Below are 16,187 nucleotides of genomic sequence, written 5' to 3' on the forward strand. Positions count from 1 at the left end.
AACAGTGATTTCCCACGGTATTCCCATTGGTCGCAACGGTGGGTTGAGTCCGGTCGTCTCTCTTGAAGTTAAACTCTGACAGAGAGCCTGAGGGCAGAGAGCCTGAGGGCAGCGGGAGTTTAGCTGCTTTGTCTTGAGCGTCATGATGCGTTACTGGACCATTGGGTGGTGACGGTGACAAAGGCTTCGGTGAGTTGTGTGAGTTCGTCTGCGGTGATCGTCAGTGAGGGGGTGAGGTAGATGCAGTCTCCAAAGGGACGCACCCAGACTCCCGCGTCGACGAAATGTTGCCTCAACTGATCCAGTTGGTGCAGCCTATCGACTTGGACGACCCCGATCGCTCCTTTGCAACGGACGTCGACCACATTCGAGAGATTGCGGCAGGGTTCCAGTGCTGTGACCAGTTGGGATTCGATTTGAGAAACCTGCTCCAAACGAGGCTCGGTTTCGAACAGATCGAGCGATGCGTTGGCCGCTGCACAGGCCAGAGGATTGCCCATGAAAGTCGGGCCGTGCATCAATGCTTTGCTGGGGTCGTCAGACAGGAACGCTTGATAGACCCCGTCACGGGCGACCGTAGCGGCCAAGCCGATCGCGCCCCCCGAAAGTGCTTTTCCCAGGCAAATGATGTCCGGCACCACCCCGGCTTGTTCGACCGCGAACATTGTGCCGGTTCGTCCGAATCCTGTCGCCAATTCGTCCGCGACCCACAGCACACCATGCTTGCGACAGCTGCGATCGATTTCGGTCAACACGTCCGCGGAGTGAAAACGCATACCGCCGGCGCCCTGGACCAGGGGTTCGATGAAAACGGCTGCGATCTGTTCTCCATGCCGCGTCAGGAATTCGTCGAACTGCTCAAGCCGTTCTGGCGAGTCAGGTATCGGCAGGCTGTGCTGTTGCAGCAGGGCGTCACCGAAGTGCGCGTGCATGCTGCGTTGAGGGTCGCACAATGACATCGCTCCCGTGGTATCGCCGTGATACGCATGGGCGAATGAGACGAAACGTGTTCGTTGTCGGTCTCCGAGGTTGCGATGAAACTGAATCGCCATCTTCATCGCAACCTCCACAGCCACGCTGCCGGAGTCCGAGAAGAAGACGTGATTCAGATCGCCCGGCAGGATCGCCGCCAATCGCGTTGCCAGCGTGGCGGCCGGTTGATGTTGAATGCCTCCCATCATCACATGTGGCATGCAGTGCAATTGCCGTGTCATCGATTCAACGATGTGCGGATGATTGTATCCGTGGCATGCGGACCACCAAGAGGCAAGACCATCGATCAACCGACGTCGATCGGAGAGAATGAGGAAAACGCCTTCGGTCCGAGCAACAGGCGTCGGCAAGGGTGCCGTTTGCATCTGGCAGTAGGGCATCCACAAGTGTTCGCGCGAGGCGGATTGCCATGCCGGAGTGCGATCGGATGCTTTGTCGAAGCCCATGGATGGTGATTGACGGAAAGTAGAATGCAAGGGTGAGCGGTTGACCGTGGGCCGTCAGGCACCGGGCATGTTACTGTTAAGTGTAGCGGGCAGTGTGTAAGGGGTAAGGCCCGGCCACTATCGAGAACGTCCCGCTTAGGACGCAGCGGAATCAGAGAAATTCACAGAAAGTGACGTTCAATCCCAAACAGCTCAACATATCCAAACGGATGACGCTACCAAACGCCATGAGCCGTGACGCGTAAGCGGCCGGGTATTACACGCTTCGAGCATCCGTTTCAGTGCGTCAAACCCGTGGCCTGACGGCCAGTGGCTCTGGGCGTATGACACCACGGAGCGTTTGTGCTAAGCGGGACGCTCGCTTGCGTGTCGCGGCTCACAAAGACTTGGTCGAAAGATGCGGGCCTGTAGGTTCAGTGCGGGGAATTCTGGCGAATCCCATTACGAAGAGTGAAGCGGGGTCGGACGATTTTCGGTGCGGGGTGTGTTCGCTGAAGTTCGCATGCGTCGGTACGAGAACTCGGAGACGGGATCGTTTAACATTTGATCCAAGCTGCGATCCAATTCGGCGGGATCGATCCGTACGTCACCGTGATGGACACATTGTTGCGGATTCACCCTGTCGGAAAACGCGTAGTAGTAATCTTGGCCAGCAGCGGTCGCGAGTGTGACGTAGCAGTTGGGGGTCAGGTCGACGCGATCGCGAATCTCCAAAACGCGTCCAGCGGGCGGCATCGCGATCATGTTGGTCAGCCCGGCTCCGTGGATCGACACCAGATGACTCGTCGATGAAAACAACTCGACTTGTTCACGCCACGAATATGAATCGGCCGCCACACTGTCAAAACGGTGATTCGTCAAAACGGATGCCAATTCGGCTTCGTTGACCACCCGACGCCGGTTCGCGTCTCGGCGACTGAGGAAGACTCGCCGCGTGCATGGGGCTGCAGTGCCATCTGTTGATCCAGCGCTGACATGCTTCCAAAAACGATCTCGCATGGCGTCGATCAAGTCCGGGCGAAAGGTTCCCGTGACTGCTGCATGACTTGGCAACACAAGTTCATCGCAGTGAACACGCTGAAATCGACTGAGCTGCCGAACGTCGGCCAGATCAAATGCGTCGAGACTGTCCCGGATGAACCCGTAGCGTTTGGCTGCAGCGGGCAACAACAACGTCAGCTCCGCCGTCGATCGGACTTGCTCGGCCAACAGCAGCCTCGGTAGTGCATCGCAGATCCAGTGAAAGTATCCACAGCTCCAGTTGTCTGTGATGCAGAGGGCGGGGTTCGTCATGCGAGATTTTGGGCGAACCAGCGATTCGGCAAATGCTCGCCAATGTTTCCTGCGTCGATAGAACTCCGCGGGGCCGTCGTCGGTGGCGAAGCATTCGCGGAGGTATTCACCTTGCCATCGGATCGGGCCACGACCGGGCACCGTGATTTGGTGATACGTGGTTACCGAAGTTTCCGGCAAGGCACAGCCGCCCGCGAGATTGTCAAACATCCAGTCATCGACGGGCTGGATGTTTTTGGGCGGACGAATCGGATAGTGGCTTGCAGCGTCCAACGCATCGATCGAATGGCCAATGCTGGGGCGGCCAATGCTGGGGCGGCCAGCAGACGAGCGTTTTTGGGGCGAGGAGCAGGGGAGCCGATTCATCGAAAAACATTCCGGGCGGATTCTTGAGAACCAATCACACCCGATAGATCAATCGGCTCGGGATGGCAAGACAGATTTGGGATCTGAAAGGCTGGGCAAAATCTCAGCGGCGTTCTCGCAGTTCCTGGACTTCACGTGTCAGACGCTCCAGGTGTTCTCGCATTTCAATGATTTGGCGGGTCAGATCATGCATCTTTTCTGGACGCACGGCATCGGGAGAGCCTGGTCGATGAATCAATCGCTGAGGAGGTGGGATGGCACCAGGAGGACGGTTTTCGTGCGGTGCGTTGACGCGTGGCGGCGCGTTGTCTCTTTCGTGATGTCGACTCTCGTGCTCGCGGAGTTCCCGTGCGGTGGCCTCGATCCGCTGCTGGATGTGATGGGCGACATCGGGCATCCCGGCGTGATGCAAGTGTTCGAGGGCTTGTTGCATGTGTTGCAGACGTTGGCGAATCTCGTGGGCGGGATTGTCATGTCCAGGTCCGTGTTGGTTGGGTCCGTGGTTTTCAGGTCCGCGGTTTTCAGGTCCGCGGTTTTCAGGCCCGTGATCAGCGTGCTCGTGGTCGCCATGCTCGTGCTGATCGGGATCGTGGTGGTCACCGTGCTGGTCGACATTGAATCGGTGGGCCAGGTGTTCCAGTTCTCGACGCATGTCTGCTGCGGCGTGCTCCAGTGTTTCGGCGGCGAACCGGTTGCCGTTTTCGCCTAACTGTCGGGCGCCCCTGATACAAGCTTCCACGCGCTGCTCCAATTCACGTTTCTCGTCGTGCATGCGTTCCATCCGGGCTTCCTGATCGCGATCATTTCGGTCGTCATCGGCGCGGACATGAGAATTCTTGGAAAGCCCGATTGTCCCCAACAACAGGACAACAGCAAAGCAAATGCGGAGCGGCATGGAGTGTGGGCAAGGCATTAGTTGGTTCACTCTTGGTGGGAGAGGGAGGGAAACGACTGATACGCTCAATGTAGCATCGGGATGGTGGCAGCAGTGCCGACCGCGTCGGTGTTCCTTTGAGAGCGGATCAGTTAATCTACTAGGCGACGGAAATTCTGGTGAATCCCATTACTTTGAGGATCAGGATTCAAGTGTCCAAGTTTGTCATTCTAGAACACCGCATCGGCCCCGGTTTTGCTCGCAATCCGGATAGGATCACGCCGGATAGGATCACTCAAAATGCCGTGCATTGGGACTGGATGTTTCAGACGGGAGACGTCCTGAGGACCTGGGCAACCGATCCGATCGCCGGTCTGGCGGATGCAGTGGAGTGCTGCGACGAGGCGGGCGCTGAGCGACCCGCATTGTCTGGAGTCAATGTAGCACAGCGACTGGCCGACCACCGGATCGCGTATTTGACGTTGGAAGGGGACATCGGTCGGCAGCGTGGAACGGTTCGACGAATTCTGTCGGGAGTGTTCGGTCTACTATCGGATGAGCCGGATCGCTTTTCGGCGGAATGTTCACTGGACAGGCGTGTCGGACGACTGGCCATCGAGTTTCACCGAAGCGTTCCAGAGCGATCAGACGAAGTGCGTGACGCTGATCGCACTGCGTCCGATGCAGAATCGCTATGCGAGTTGTTGTGGGAACTCGACTCCGAATCGTCACCGGATTGATCTAAAACAAGCATCGTGGCACCGGGCAACATCGTCAAACCCAGCAGTTCGTGTTCCGCGATGGAAACGAACCGATGGACACGGCCCTGAGGTTGAAAGGACGCTTCCGCTTTGGGGCCGGTGTGACCTGCAACACTGAGAATGCCATCGGTCATTTGGACGGACTCCACCACAACGGGACTGACGACGTATTTTGGATGATCTCTGGGAACACTGATCAGTGCGACGGGACCTTCGTCAGTCAGGTCCCATTTGACATCGACATCCCCCTTGGCGGCTTCGTTGGTGATGTTGTCGAGAAAGCGTTGCATGGGCAGCGGCAGTGCGCCCGCACGTAGATTGCTGATCTGAACAGCCAGCAAGTTGGCATGCTCTGTTAGCTTCACCGACACCTGGAAAGAAACCACGGTATCGATTTTGCGATTCTGGTATTTCGCCGCCACCAACATGTGGTCGTCGCGGATCAAAATGCGAGGGTCGCTGACGCCGCGTGTCAGCAGGATAGGAAACTTGCGAGGCAGCTCCTCCAGCAACCAAGCGTTGATTTGTTCATCGCTGAACTTTGCCCGCCAGGAGCCGCTCTTTGCCGCTTGACTCTGAAGCTCCTCGACGTTGGCGGTCAACTCTGAACTCGCCTCTGCCGTTTCCACCGGCATCCGCTCGATCGCTTCGGCGTAAAAGTCAGGAACTTGTTGAGTCTGGCGATGAGCCCAATAGAGAACCCCCGCACCCACGATGCCTATTAGCACGAGGGTCATCACAATGCGTTTGATCCATCGCCACATGCAGGGCCTCAGAATCTAAGGGGAGTTGGTAACCAATTCTTGATACGTTCTGCCACGGTCGCTTGTTCACTGGAGGCCCCCGGTGATCGACCGTCACCTGGTTCGCTGGCGCTGTTGGTTCCCTGGGCAGGCGGGGCTGCCTGAGTGGTCGGGGGGACGGGCTCGGTGTTGATCAAATGCCGGGCCCATTCATTCTGCAACAAACGTGCCGCGTGTGTGAGGTCTCCGTGTTGTAAACCCTGCATGGCCAAAAAGGCTTTTCCTTGCAGCTCGGCCCGCTCATTTTGCAGCGGGAACCAATCGTGCAAGTGCACATCGTCGATCCAGACTTGACCATGCGACAGGCTGTCTATGGTCAATCGTAGCGAGTCCACCCGTTCCGGGTCCAGGTTGGACACTTCCAAAACCAACGTTCTGGGTTGCCATTGTCCGTTGAGTGGCACGAGTATTTCATTCGCAAAACGAATGGGTCGGCCATTCTGATTGGCTTCGATCGAGACCCGTAATCGGTGCTGTTGGTCGCCGCTGCGCATCGCACCTCGACACGCCAGCGACACGGCCAAACGTCCGGTGGCAGGAGGCGAAATGGTTTCACTGACGATCCAAGTCCGACCGAGTCCCTGAGAATCGGTGGTCATCCGTACCGACTGTTTCCCCTCCACGGCCTCGCCGGTGTCCAAGACGACGGAGTCGAGTGGATGCTGGGTATGCATCCATCCTGGCACTCCGACCGCGCCAGATCGCTCGAATCCTCCGTTGGACAGCAGCCCACCGTCGGCTGGTTGCGCGAGTTTGGCAATGCGTTGGATGACGGCTGCGACATGGCTGGAGATCGCTGCACGCGTGCTGGGGTCATCGATGTCAGGACTCTCCCATCGCGTCAAAGGCATACGGACAATCGTGCCCGTTTCGGTCGCATCAACGGGCAGCGACAGCACGCGAGTTTCGGATGGACCCAGTGTCACGACAATCGGATCGACCTTTCGACCGACCGCATTGATCGCTTGCGCTGCGAGCTCGGCACGCTGCAAATTGCTCATTGCAGGAGTGTCCTCATTCAGTGCTCGTGTCCAGTTTCCGTCGTCGGCTCTCGGATGCAGCACCATGGTGTTTTGCCAAGGTGTCACGTTGCAAATCCAAACCAGCAACTGGTTGTTGTGATACGCGAATCGCAGTTGAACGGTTTCGTTTTTCTGATCGGTCGGTGACATCGAATGCATCGGACCGACCGGCAATTGTTGATACCAACTCAGCAAGTCCAGGATTTCGGTGTCGATGCTGCTCAAATCGCCGGAGGAATCGACCACCACCATCACGGGATCATGAAACCGGATGGCTTGATTGATGTCGTGCCGCAAGCTCTCGGAATGTTGCCAGCAAGGCGAACCGGAGTCACTGGCACAAAGCCCCAGTCGCACCGCGGTGGACAGAGAACCCGTGAGTTCACTTTTTTCTGTAACCGTTTTGGGCTCTGCATTCAAGTCGCCCATCCATGGATCGGTCGCATGTCGCCGACGATCCGCCATCGCGATCAGTCTGCCATGAGCGGCTGCCCCGGCTTGACGTTTCCACTGCACGAATCCCTCGGGTCTCGTCGAGAGAATCGTCGTGGCGTGGTCGGGTAATTGATTGGCGATCGATTGATAGAATTGGTAGCTGGTTTCTCGGATCCATTGCTGCAGGACTTCTTTGCCGGAACGCTGGACCCAAGCGGCCAGACCGGCACTCTCCGTTGGCACACTACCCAAGCCACCCGGCAATACGCTCGCTTGCATGACACCGGATTTCGCAAACCGTTGCAGCGTCGCGAAGTCATGGGCGTCTGATTCAGCAGGCAAAGAAAGGTCGTTTCCGTCGTCCGTTTGTAAAATAACACCTGCAAAGGAGGTTTCTGATTGGATGGGTCCGACCGCATCCATTACAAAACGCTCCAACTCTCGACGCACGGTCGGATGCAGCAAGTTGTAGGCAACCGGTCGGCCACTGCCTGATCGCAACAGGCCAGACGCCGCCGGATTGGTTTCCAAGCCCTGTTGCCGCAAATGCTCCAGTCGTGTCAGCCGAATCTGAGTACTCACATCCACGTAACAGGCCAATCCAAACTCGCTCATCCAACGAGCAAAGCAGGCTGTACGATACGCATCGTACTGATTCTGTTCACGCGAGGGAGTACATGAGTTGGTTTCAAACCACACTCGCTGGTTGTCATTGACGGGCAATGAAATCGCGTTGTACCCGGATGCAATCGCGTGGTTGGCGACACGCTTCGACGCCACCCAGTATCGATACATTGCAACGGTCGATGGATGTAGGTTTTGGTCGGAGATGCGTTGGGCAGTGTCAGTGGTGATCGATTCCGGCCATGACAACCCCTTCAGACGAAAAACGGCAACACGACCGGTGTCCAGCGAACCGCCAGAGTTGGTTGCCTGTTCCGAAGAATGAGTCAGATCCTCTGGACCTGATGCCACGGTGATCGACACGAACTCGATGCTTTGCGATGAACTGCGGTTGACGATCCGAATGAACTCGTCCCCATCGCGTGGATAGTGCACGAACGAAAACTCGTCCCAAGCGGACGACGATGTTTCACTGATCGATAGCAACCGGTGAGGACTATCGAGCGACTGACTGGGCAGAATCAGTTGCTGGACCGGGAGATCGAAATCGTCGCGGTTGGAGATCTCCACCGATGCATCGATTTGCTGGCCAGATGGAACGCGCAGGGTGATTCGGTGCGGCGAGAATCCTTGCCGATGTGGCAGCTTTGCCGAGTAGGTTTCTTGGGGGGGCAGCACCGAGACCGGTGTGCCGGCACGCTCAACAGATGGCAGTTGACGTTTCTTGACGATGCCATTGCCGGGAATCCATCGGGTTGCGGACTCTGGCAACCATTGCGAGATCTCCCAGTCGCTGTGTTTCGCAGGATGAATCGTCGCCAGCGTTTGCCAAACGATGCTGTCTTTCAGCGTGCTTTGCACCGACGATCTCGCCGCATCGTTCCCAGGAGCGGCAAACACGATCAGCGGACGGCGAAGCTCCATCAGGGTTCGTTTTTGACCACGCAGCCGAGAGAGCAGGTTCCCCGAATCATCTGTCATCACGCGACAACGTATTTCGTAAACGCCGGGCTGGTCCGGTGCGACTTCGTCGACCCTGATCGGACGGCCGTTGCCGAATGCGTCGATGGCAACCTTTGTTTCTTCTGCAACGACCGTTCGTCCATCGTCGACTCGGATCAGTTCGTATCGCATCGAGACGTCTTGCGAAGGCGCGGTGAGCAACGACCGAATCTCAACGAACACCGACGCGGATTGTTCCGCTGAGAGCAAGGGCCATGTCGGCGCGTCACTGGTGATGCGAATCACGTCTTCGGCAATCCTGCCGATCGACCACTGCAAGCCGCTGTTGTCGGCAGTGGATACTAAGGGCTCGGCAAGCAATTGAGCGGCCGTTGTGGTGGTCGGTGGTATCGCTTCGGCACCGGGCACGACCGGACGAAACGTCACTGTGAGGGGTGTCTCCGGCGGACCTTGAAAAACAAATCGAGTGCGACCCGACAACGTCAGAGCGTCGCTGCGAAACGACAATGATTTGCCATCGGCGCTCAACATCAACGCCCCGGTCGAACTCTCGTCCTGGCTCGCGTTGATTACTTTGGTGAAGATCGCGCTGGGCGAATTGACCGAGACGGTGAACTCACACGCTCGGGCTTGAGGAGATTGCCATGCCAATTGCAGTTCCGCATCGATCGCATCACCGATCTGCGACTCACTGCGCAGTGGCGGCGACTGGCCCAACACACGGTTTGGCGAAACGATCCCCAGCAATACGAGGAAAACGAACGGACACACCGCAACCATCGCCCCACGGCGAAGCGGCGCGACCGTTTGTCGCCGATAGATCAGACATCCTTGTCCATGCATTCCGAAGAACCCTTGAGAGATCCAGCGTCGCATTGCTTGCAATTGCGCGACACTGCCATCGGCGAGAGTAGCTGTTGGCCGGGTGACGCGTAAAGATTGAATCTGTGTTCACATCTGTGTTCACTATTGTTTGCGCGTCGTGATGCGTTCTCGCCGCAATCGGTGAGAGGTATCGAAAAGCCTCAGAAAAGAGAGGCAAACCACGCCGACGGTTCCCAGCGTGGTCGCGCCGGCGATCAAAAACATGATCACAATCTGGTATTTCACCGCTTGCATCGGCGCCATTCCGGAAACCAGTTGGCCCGTCATCATGCCGGGCAGGCTGACGAGACCGACGACCATCATCGAGTTGATGATCGGGATCATCCCCGTTCGAATCGCGTCACGCATCGATGACTGGGCGGACTCCCAGCGTGTCGCACCCATTGCCAGCAAACTTTCGATTCGATCTCGCTGAGAGGACAGGTTTTGAGTGAAGGAACTCAAGCCGACGGAGATTCCGTTGAGCGTGTTTCCCAGCACCATGCCCAGCAGGGGGATCGCGTACTGCGGCTGATACCACTTTTCCAAATCGCGGAAGACGACCAGTAGGGCGAATCCGGTCACCGACCAAGCGCTGATCCAAACGGCCGTGATCGCAACGGCCCGCATCCCGGCGAAACGGTGTGGGCCGCGGCCGGCCGCCGTCAAAGCAGCGATCAGCGTCATCACGGCCCCCACGCCGATCACCGGAGCCCAGTGCTGCAGCCGGAAAATGTACGATAGCAAGTATCCGACAAGCAGCAGTTGCACGACGGTCCGCACGCTGGCGATCAACAGCGTCCGCTCAAGCTTGAGTTGCATGAGCACCGAGATCACGCCGTTGACCAAGACCAGTGAGGTGGCCAAGGCGACGTGATAGAAATCGAGCTCCAAGTATGGACGCATCATTCAGTGGCCTATCGAGTGGCCCGCTAAGAGTGAAATGGACCGCTGGGTCATCCGCTCTGACTGCCGGGCATCGTGCGAGACCCACAGGAACGATCGCCCGCTCTGTGAAGCTTGCCATTCCAAGATCAAGCTCTCCACCAACGCAGTGGTGTCCGGATCGATCGCCGCAGTGGCTTCGTCCAAGAGCAAGATGACCGGATCCAACTGCAACGCGCGAACCAACGCAATCAACTGCGATTCGCCACCGGACAATTCCGAGTGCAGCTGTGATAGCATGTCGCCAGGTCGGCCCAAGCGTTTCAGCCAATCCGCAGCGTGCTGGCGAGAAAATTCACGATGACGATGGATCGACAGGGCGTATGGCATTCTCAGTACGTCCAGGACCGTCTCATCAAACTGGGCGGTACGTTGCTGGACGTACATCACTTGGCTGCGAAAACGTGGAACGTCTTTGTCCGCCAAGGTGGCACCCCGCCATTGCAGCGTGCCTCCGTCAATCGGTTCCAGCATCGCAAGGCTTCGCAGCAGCAAGCTCTTTCCGCTGCCGGACGGCCCGGTCACCGCGATCCGTTCTCCACCGTTGATCGAGAGTGACACATGATCAAGCACCGCGCGGCCCTTGAAAGAGCGACACAGCTCGGTGGCTTTCAGCAGGACGTCGTCGGTCACGTCAGGTCTTCATTCTCCCAAGGGTCATCCCACTGGTTCCACCGTTCCAAGTAAGTTGCATAGGCGGCACACAGATCGGCACGCTGCTCGATCCATGCTTTGGATTGGGCGACCAGCTCCAGTTCTCGCTCGAGAGACATTTTGCCGGTCAGGACCATGGAACGCAGAAAGACAAAGTACGTGTCCAGAACATCGCATCGGCAATAGTCGCTGATGGCCTGCAAGTCCCCCGCGTCGTATTGCTCCTGGACTTGGTCGCCCGTCAAAGTGATCTTGCCGGGTTTGCCGAGGATCTGAGCCGCCAGATTCAGACCGCCGTTGAAACGCGTCGCACTGAAATTCGTCAACAGATCTTGCAGGTCCATGTGGGCGTCGACAGAAAACCGATTGCGTGGCGATCGATAGCCGTCGGATTTGAACCACTGGCCGAGCGAGATTCCGTAGCGAAAGGCGGCCATTTCCATCAGCGGGAGGTCAAAGGTGCGTCCGTTGAAGGTCACCCATTGCGGGCGTTTGTAGACCTCCCAGCCCTTCCAAAAGTGGGCCGTGATCACGTGGCTGCGAAACTTGGGCTCGTCCAAGGAAACCAGATCGATCAACTGAAAATCCTTGGCGACTTTCGCCACCACGACGGAAATCGGCATTTGGAACGTGTAGGGTATGAAGGTCGTCCCCTTTTGCTCCATCAATTCGTCCTGGTAAGTCTTAATCGCCTCACAGGCAGAAAGACCCTGTCCCGGGTAGCGGACTTTCGCGATCAGCTCACCATCGGCGATACTTTCGCAATCAAAGACTAAATGAGCTACGGCTTCTGGCATCGCGTAGGTTCGATCAGGATGGAGACGAAGTCATGAACGCCGAGGCGATAACTTACCACACCCGCCCGATTGTCGAACCCACCCGGAGCAACAACGCGAGATGATTTCGAACGACCCCAACCACTCGTACCATCGCGTCGTGATCCGCCGGGATCGCCTGCTGGAGAGGTTTCTCCGCTATGTCCAGATTGGCACGGCGGCGGATCCGCACAGCCAAACCTATCCCAGCACGGCATCTCAAGCGGCGTTGGGCAAGATCCTGCTCGCCGAGCTGCAGGAGATGTCCGTCGACGACGCCCACCAAGACGAAAATGCACTCGTGTGGGGAACCGTGCCCGCGACAGACGGCGGCGGCAGCCCCGCGGTCGCTTTGGTCGCCCACATGGACACCTCGCCGGAGGCCCCGGGGGATAACGTTCGGCCGCAAGTCATCGATGCGTACGCGGGAGGCGATATCACATTGCCGTCAGGCGAGATGATCCGAGTCGACTCGTGCCCGGCGCTAAAACAACTGATCGGCAGCACACTTATCACAACCGATGGCACCACGTTGTTGGGTGGAGACGACAAAGCCGGTGTGGCGATCATCATGGAACTCGCCCACACTCTGATCGAAAACCCGCATCTGATGCACGGCCCGGTTCGAATCCTGATGACTTGCGACGAAGAGATCGGCCATGGCACGGACAAGATTGATCTGGATAAACTCGATGCGACGGTCGCCTACACGGTGGACGGCGGCGGTGCAGGCGATATCGACGTGGAAACCTTTTCGGCAAATGCCGCGACGGTCCGATTCATCGGCGATAACATTCATCCGGCGATCGCCAAAGGACGCATGATCAACGCCGTGCGTGCGGCGGCCGATTTTGTCGCTGCCTTGCCGCGCGACACCGATACGCCGGAAACAACCGACGGACGCGATGGGTTCATTCATCCCCATACGATCAGCGGTGGTGTCGGCCAGGCAAGGGTCGATCTGATCTTGCGTTCCTTTGAAACCGACGACCTGGATCGCTACGCCGCTCAGCTCGAGCAGGTGGCGCAATCCGTGGCCGATAAAACGCCGGGCCTGAAATTCGAAGTCTCCATCCGACGTCAGTACCGAAATCTGCGTGACGGACTGCAATCCTTGCCCCAAGCTGTCGATTTGGCCCAACAAGCATTCCAGAATCTCGGACGCCCTTGCAGCCTGGAGATTGTCCGCGGCGGGACCGATGGTTCACAATTGACCGAGCGAGGTTTGCCGACGCCTAACCTGTCCAGTGGACAACACAACATCCACAGCGTTCGTGAATTTGCCTGCTTGGATCAAATGGTTCAGGCGGTCGAACATCTCATCGAGACCTTGCGGTTGTGGAGCGAACAGCGATGCTAGTGGAGCGTCAACTTTTAATCTTTCGGTGAGCCGTCCATCAAATTGGGCAGCAAACGCAAAGCGGATAATGAAATGATTTCCCCAGAAAAAGTACGCTTCGGCGACCTGGACAGCTACGTCGTTGCTCCGCGCAGTCGACCGGAATTGGCCGTCGTGCTGTGCCACGGCTATGGCGCCCCGGGACATGACCTGCTGGGCGTGGCGATGGAATGGATCGAGTGCCTGGGTTCGGATGCGTCGCGAATTCTGTTTGTTTGCCCGATTGCACCTCACTCGCTCGCGGAGTTCGGGATGCCCCAAGGTCGCGCATGGTGGCCGCTGAACATGGCCGCGCTGATGGACATGGTCCAGGCCAAGCGGTTTGATGAACTGCACCAAAAAGAGCCGCCGGGAATCGTCGAGGCTCGGGAGGCACTTTCCTCACTGATCCGTGCCGTCGTCCGTGAAGTCGCCAGAAAAGAAATCCCGTCAGGAGAAAAAGCGCCCCTTGCGCTGGGCGGATTTTCTCAGGGGGCCATGCTCTCGATGGAAACCACGCTCCGAGGTGACATCCCCAAGCCACAGTTGCTGATGCAGTTTTCTGGAACCGTCGTGTGCGAGTCTCAGTGGAAAGCAGCCATGCCAGATCACTTGGCGGGAGTCCAGGTCTACCAAGCACACGGCACCCAGGATCCCATCCTGCCGTTCGAAAGCGCCAAGCGTTTGAGGGATCTGCTGAAAGAATCCGGTGCCGATGCACGATTCCATGAGTTCCTTGGACCACACACCATCGATTCGCAGTCGATCAACGACACCGCGGACGCCATCAAAGATCTGCTTGATCAATTGGAAATCTAAATGAAACAGCGATTTGCAAGTCGCCGTTGCGTGGGCGATGAATACTCAGCCGACTACCATCGACAACTGATAGAGAACGTGCCGGGCGACTGTGTTCTCTCGGTCATGCAGGACCAAATGCATTGGCTCTGTGAACTTGCCAGTAGCATCAGCACCGAACAAGTCGACCGAATCCATTCACCGTATGGATGGACCATTCGCCAAGTTTTTGAACACTGTGCGAACGCCGAACGTGTGAGCGGCTATCGAATCTTGCGGTTTGCCGCCGGTGACCCAACGCCACTACCAGGCTGGGACGAGAATGCGTATGCGGATAGCCGATTCGGCCTGGGCAACTTCTCGCACTTGATCACCGAGCTGGGCGATTTGAGAAAAGCAAATCTGATGTTGCTGAAGCGATTGTCGCCGCTTGCTTGGGACCGTCGAGGGACGGCCGACGGCCAGCAGCTCACCACGCGCGCGCTGGCGTGGATTGCCGCTGGTCACCTGCAGCACCATCTTGAGATCGTTGAAAAACGATGCGGTGTGATGGTGCCACGTCATTCGAATCGAGGCGAGTGATCCCGATTCATCGTCTCGCTGAGCCAAAGATTACTCAGCGGTTGTTTCCGTCGACTCTTCTTCTTGTGCCACTTCTTCTGGAGTGACTTCTGCAGCAGGCTCCACCACAGCGTTCTGTGGCTCACCGCAACCCGTCAGGGTCGTCAACGTGCAGAAAACGGGAAGCAACAGGAACAGGAATGCGAACTTGCGCATGATGGGCCTCGAATCTGGTTTGAATTGAAATCTGTGTCGGGACGTTATTCGTAGGCGGTCCCGACACAACCGCCAACTAGAAGTATTCCCTGGTAACCCATCCAGAACAAGCCGCCTAACGGACGAATAGGCTTCTCGCGGCAGTACAGTCCCTGCAAACGATCCAGGTTCCGGTGCCTCGAATAGGCAAGTGAACACGCCTGCCAAGCAGCTTGGAGCAGGAATCTGCCGTTCCCACCCCTTCACGCTTGATTCTCCGCCCGCAATCGCCCCAAACCGTTGTCTTCCTCTCCCCCGCAACGCCAAACCAGCGACCAAAAAAATATTGATGCCAGAAGGACACAAAACCCATTGGATTGCACGCCGACACGACCAGATGCTCCGGGACCAGGTGATCCGAGTCACCAGTCCACAAGGACGATTCCGCTCCGACGCCCGCAACGTATCCGGCAAAACCCTGACCGGTGTTCACGCGGCAGGGAAACATTTGTTCTACGAATTTGAAGGCCAGCGGATCGTACACATCCACCTTGGACGCTACGGCAAATATCGCGAGCATAAAGTCCCGCCGCCTCCACCGGTCGGCCAAGTACGGTTGCGAATGATCGGTACACAAGCGTGCATCGATCTGAACGGCCCGACGACCTGTCGTGTGATCACTCTCGAAACACGAGATGAGATCGTCAGCAAGTTGGGACCAGACCCTTTGGCCGGAGGCCGCAAATCCGTGGCATGGGATTCTATTTCCGTAAGCAAGAAACCGATCGGTGCGTTGCTATTGGATCAATCCGTGATCGCCGGCGTGGGAAACATTTTTCGCGCCGAGTTGCTTTACGAGATAGGGATGGATCCCAATAAGCCCGGCAATGCATTGACCAAGCCAGACTTTGATCACATGTGGAAAGTCTTGACCAGGATGATGAAGACGGGATTGAAATACGGCAAGATCATCACCGTCACAGCCAGCGAAGCCGGCAAGCCAATCTCCCAGTTGGCCGACAGCGAACGCTTTCGAGTCTATCGCCAACCAAACTGCCCCGGTTGCGACTTCGCAATTGAAACCACAGACCTAGCGTCAAGAAAACTCTACTGGTGCCCCCACTGCCAATCCCAAGCACGTCAGGCTTTCTAGCCTGTCACCTCTTGTCCCGGTCCCTTCGCCGCGACGCACCAGGCCTGGACAACACATGACGTTCGACGTAGCGGCAGACGGTAGAGAAGTGGTCGTCACTTTGAACAGCAAAACTCTTGTAGCGGCCTTGGTAGAGATGGCCGGTTCCGGTGGTGTGATAGTGTGCATGGTAGCGTGCCGTATGAGTCATCGTGACCCAGTACATCCCGGCGACATCGCATTTGGGGGGACGAGGCATGGATCG

Annotated in this window: 14 protein-coding genes and 1 pseudogene; 5 read left to right on the top strand and 10 right to left on the bottom strand. The window is 57.3% G+C overall.

All coding sequences use genetic code 11. The annotated features are described in order from the left end of the window. Positions 1-140 precede the first annotated feature (140 nt). The 3 genes from Pla52nx_RS31670 to Pla52nx_RS31680 all read right to left on the bottom strand — a co-directional run bounded on the left by Pla52nx_RS31670 (position 141) and on the right by Pla52nx_RS31680 (position 4,011). Positions 141-1,439 (bottom strand): adenosylmethionine--8-amino-7-oxononanoate transaminase, encoded by a 1,299-nt coding sequence (locus Pla52nx_RS31670; RefSeq protein ID WP_146519256.1) that lies wholly within the window; start codon positions 1,437-1,439, stop codon positions 141-143. Positions 1,440-1,880: 441 nt separating this feature from the next. Continuing rightward, on the bottom strand, positions 1,881-3,098 hold the full coding sequence (locus Pla52nx_RS31675; RefSeq protein ID WP_146519255.1) for a glycosyltransferase family 61 protein: 1,218 nt from the start codon (positions 3,096-3,098) through the stop codon (positions 1,881-1,883). Between the two features lie 103 nt (positions 3,099-3,201). Further along, positions 3,202-4,011 (bottom strand): hypothetical protein, encoded by an 810-nt coding sequence (locus tag Pla52nx_RS31680; protein ID WP_146519254.1) that lies wholly within the window; start codon positions 4,009-4,011, stop codon positions 3,202-3,204. 173 nt (positions 4,012-4,184) lie between these two features. Between Pla52nx_RS31680 and Pla52nx_RS31685 the strand changes: the two genes are divergently transcribed. Further along, on the top strand, positions 4,185-4,712 hold the full coding sequence (locus tag Pla52nx_RS31685; RefSeq protein ID WP_146519253.1) for a hypothetical protein: 528 nt from the start codon (positions 4,185-4,187) through the stop codon (positions 4,710-4,712). Here Pla52nx_RS31685 and Pla52nx_RS31690 read toward each other — a convergent pair. From Pla52nx_RS31690 to Pla52nx_RS31710, 5 genes are all read right to left on the bottom strand, one after another. Further along, the gene (locus tag Pla52nx_RS31690; protein WP_197454421.1) at positions 4,595-5,470 is read right to left on the bottom strand and encodes a hypothetical protein; all 876 of its coding nucleotides are present in this window, start codon (positions 5,468-5,470) and stop codon (positions 4,595-4,597) included. The genes Pla52nx_RS31685 and Pla52nx_RS31690 overlap by 118 nt on opposite strands. 35 nt (positions 5,471-5,505) lie before the next feature. Continuing rightward, complete coding sequence (locus tag Pla52nx_RS31695) at positions 5,506-9,456, bottom strand: hypothetical protein (protein WP_146519251.1); 3,951 nt, start codon at positions 9,454-9,456, stop codon at positions 5,506-5,508. 90 nt (positions 9,457-9,546) lie between these two features. After that, complete coding sequence (locus Pla52nx_RS31700) at positions 9,547-10,353, bottom strand: ABC transporter permease (RefSeq protein WP_146519250.1); 807 nt, start codon at positions 10,351-10,353, stop codon at positions 9,547-9,549. After that, on the bottom strand, positions 10,354-11,022 hold the full coding sequence (locus Pla52nx_RS31705; protein ID WP_146519249.1) for an ABC transporter ATP-binding protein: 669 nt from the start codon (positions 11,020-11,022) through the stop codon (positions 10,354-10,356). Further along, positions 11,019-11,840: a 3'-5' exonuclease gene (locus tag Pla52nx_RS31710; RefSeq protein WP_146519248.1), complete on the bottom strand. Its 822-nt coding sequence runs from the start codon at positions 11,838-11,840 to the stop codon at positions 11,019-11,021. Before Pla52nx_RS31710 ends, Pla52nx_RS31705 begins: the two co-directional genes overlap by 4 nt. A gap of 139 nt (positions 11,841-11,979) precedes the next feature. Here Pla52nx_RS31710 and pepT point away from each other — a divergent pair, with 139 nt between their 5' ends. The 3 genes from pepT to Pla52nx_RS31725 all read left to right on the top strand — a co-directional run bounded on the left by pepT (position 11,980) and on the right by Pla52nx_RS31725 (position 14,616). Further along, a complete protein-coding gene (pepT, locus tag Pla52nx_RS31715) occupies positions 11,980-13,218 on the top strand; it encodes a peptidase T (RefSeq protein WP_146519650.1) in 1,239 nt (412 codons plus the stop codon). Between the two features lie 72 nt (positions 13,219-13,290). Next, positions 13,291-14,055: an alpha/beta hydrolase gene (locus Pla52nx_RS31720; protein WP_146519247.1), complete on the top strand. Its 765-nt coding sequence runs from the start codon at positions 13,291-13,293 to the stop codon at positions 14,053-14,055. Then, positions 14,056-14,616, top strand: coding sequence for a DinB family protein (locus tag Pla52nx_RS31725; protein WP_146519246.1), 561 nt, complete (start codon positions 14,056-14,058; stop codon positions 14,614-14,616). Positions 14,617-14,646: 30 nt separating this feature from the next. On the opposite strand, the gene Pla52nx_RS31730 is transcribed toward Pla52nx_RS31725, so the two are convergent. After that, positions 14,647-14,811 carry a hypothetical protein gene (locus tag Pla52nx_RS31730; RefSeq protein WP_197454420.1) on the bottom strand — a complete coding sequence of 55 codons (165 nt, stop codon included), beginning with the start codon at positions 14,809-14,811 and terminating at the stop codon, positions 14,647-14,649. Positions 14,812-15,139: 328 nt separating this feature from the next. Between Pla52nx_RS31730 and Pla52nx_RS31735 the strand changes: the two genes are divergently transcribed. Beyond that, positions 15,140-15,943 carry an Fpg/Nei family DNA glycosylase gene (locus Pla52nx_RS31735; protein ID WP_146519245.1) on the top strand — a complete coding sequence of 268 codons (804 nt, stop codon included), beginning with the start codon at positions 15,140-15,142 and terminating at the stop codon, positions 15,941-15,943. A gap of 55 nt (positions 15,944-15,998) precedes the next feature. On the opposite strand, the pseudogene Pla52nx_RS33080 reads toward Pla52nx_RS31735, so the two are convergent. Beyond that, a pseudogene (locus Pla52nx_RS33080) lies at positions 15,999-16,142 on the bottom strand (transposase); the annotation flags it as partial. Between the last annotated feature and the right edge of the window lie 45 nt (positions 16,143-16,187).

It is taken from the genome of Stieleria varia (assembly GCF_038443385.1).
Taxonomy (GTDB): Bacteria; Planctomycetota; Planctomycetia; order Pirellulales; family Pirellulaceae; genus Stieleria; species Stieleria varia.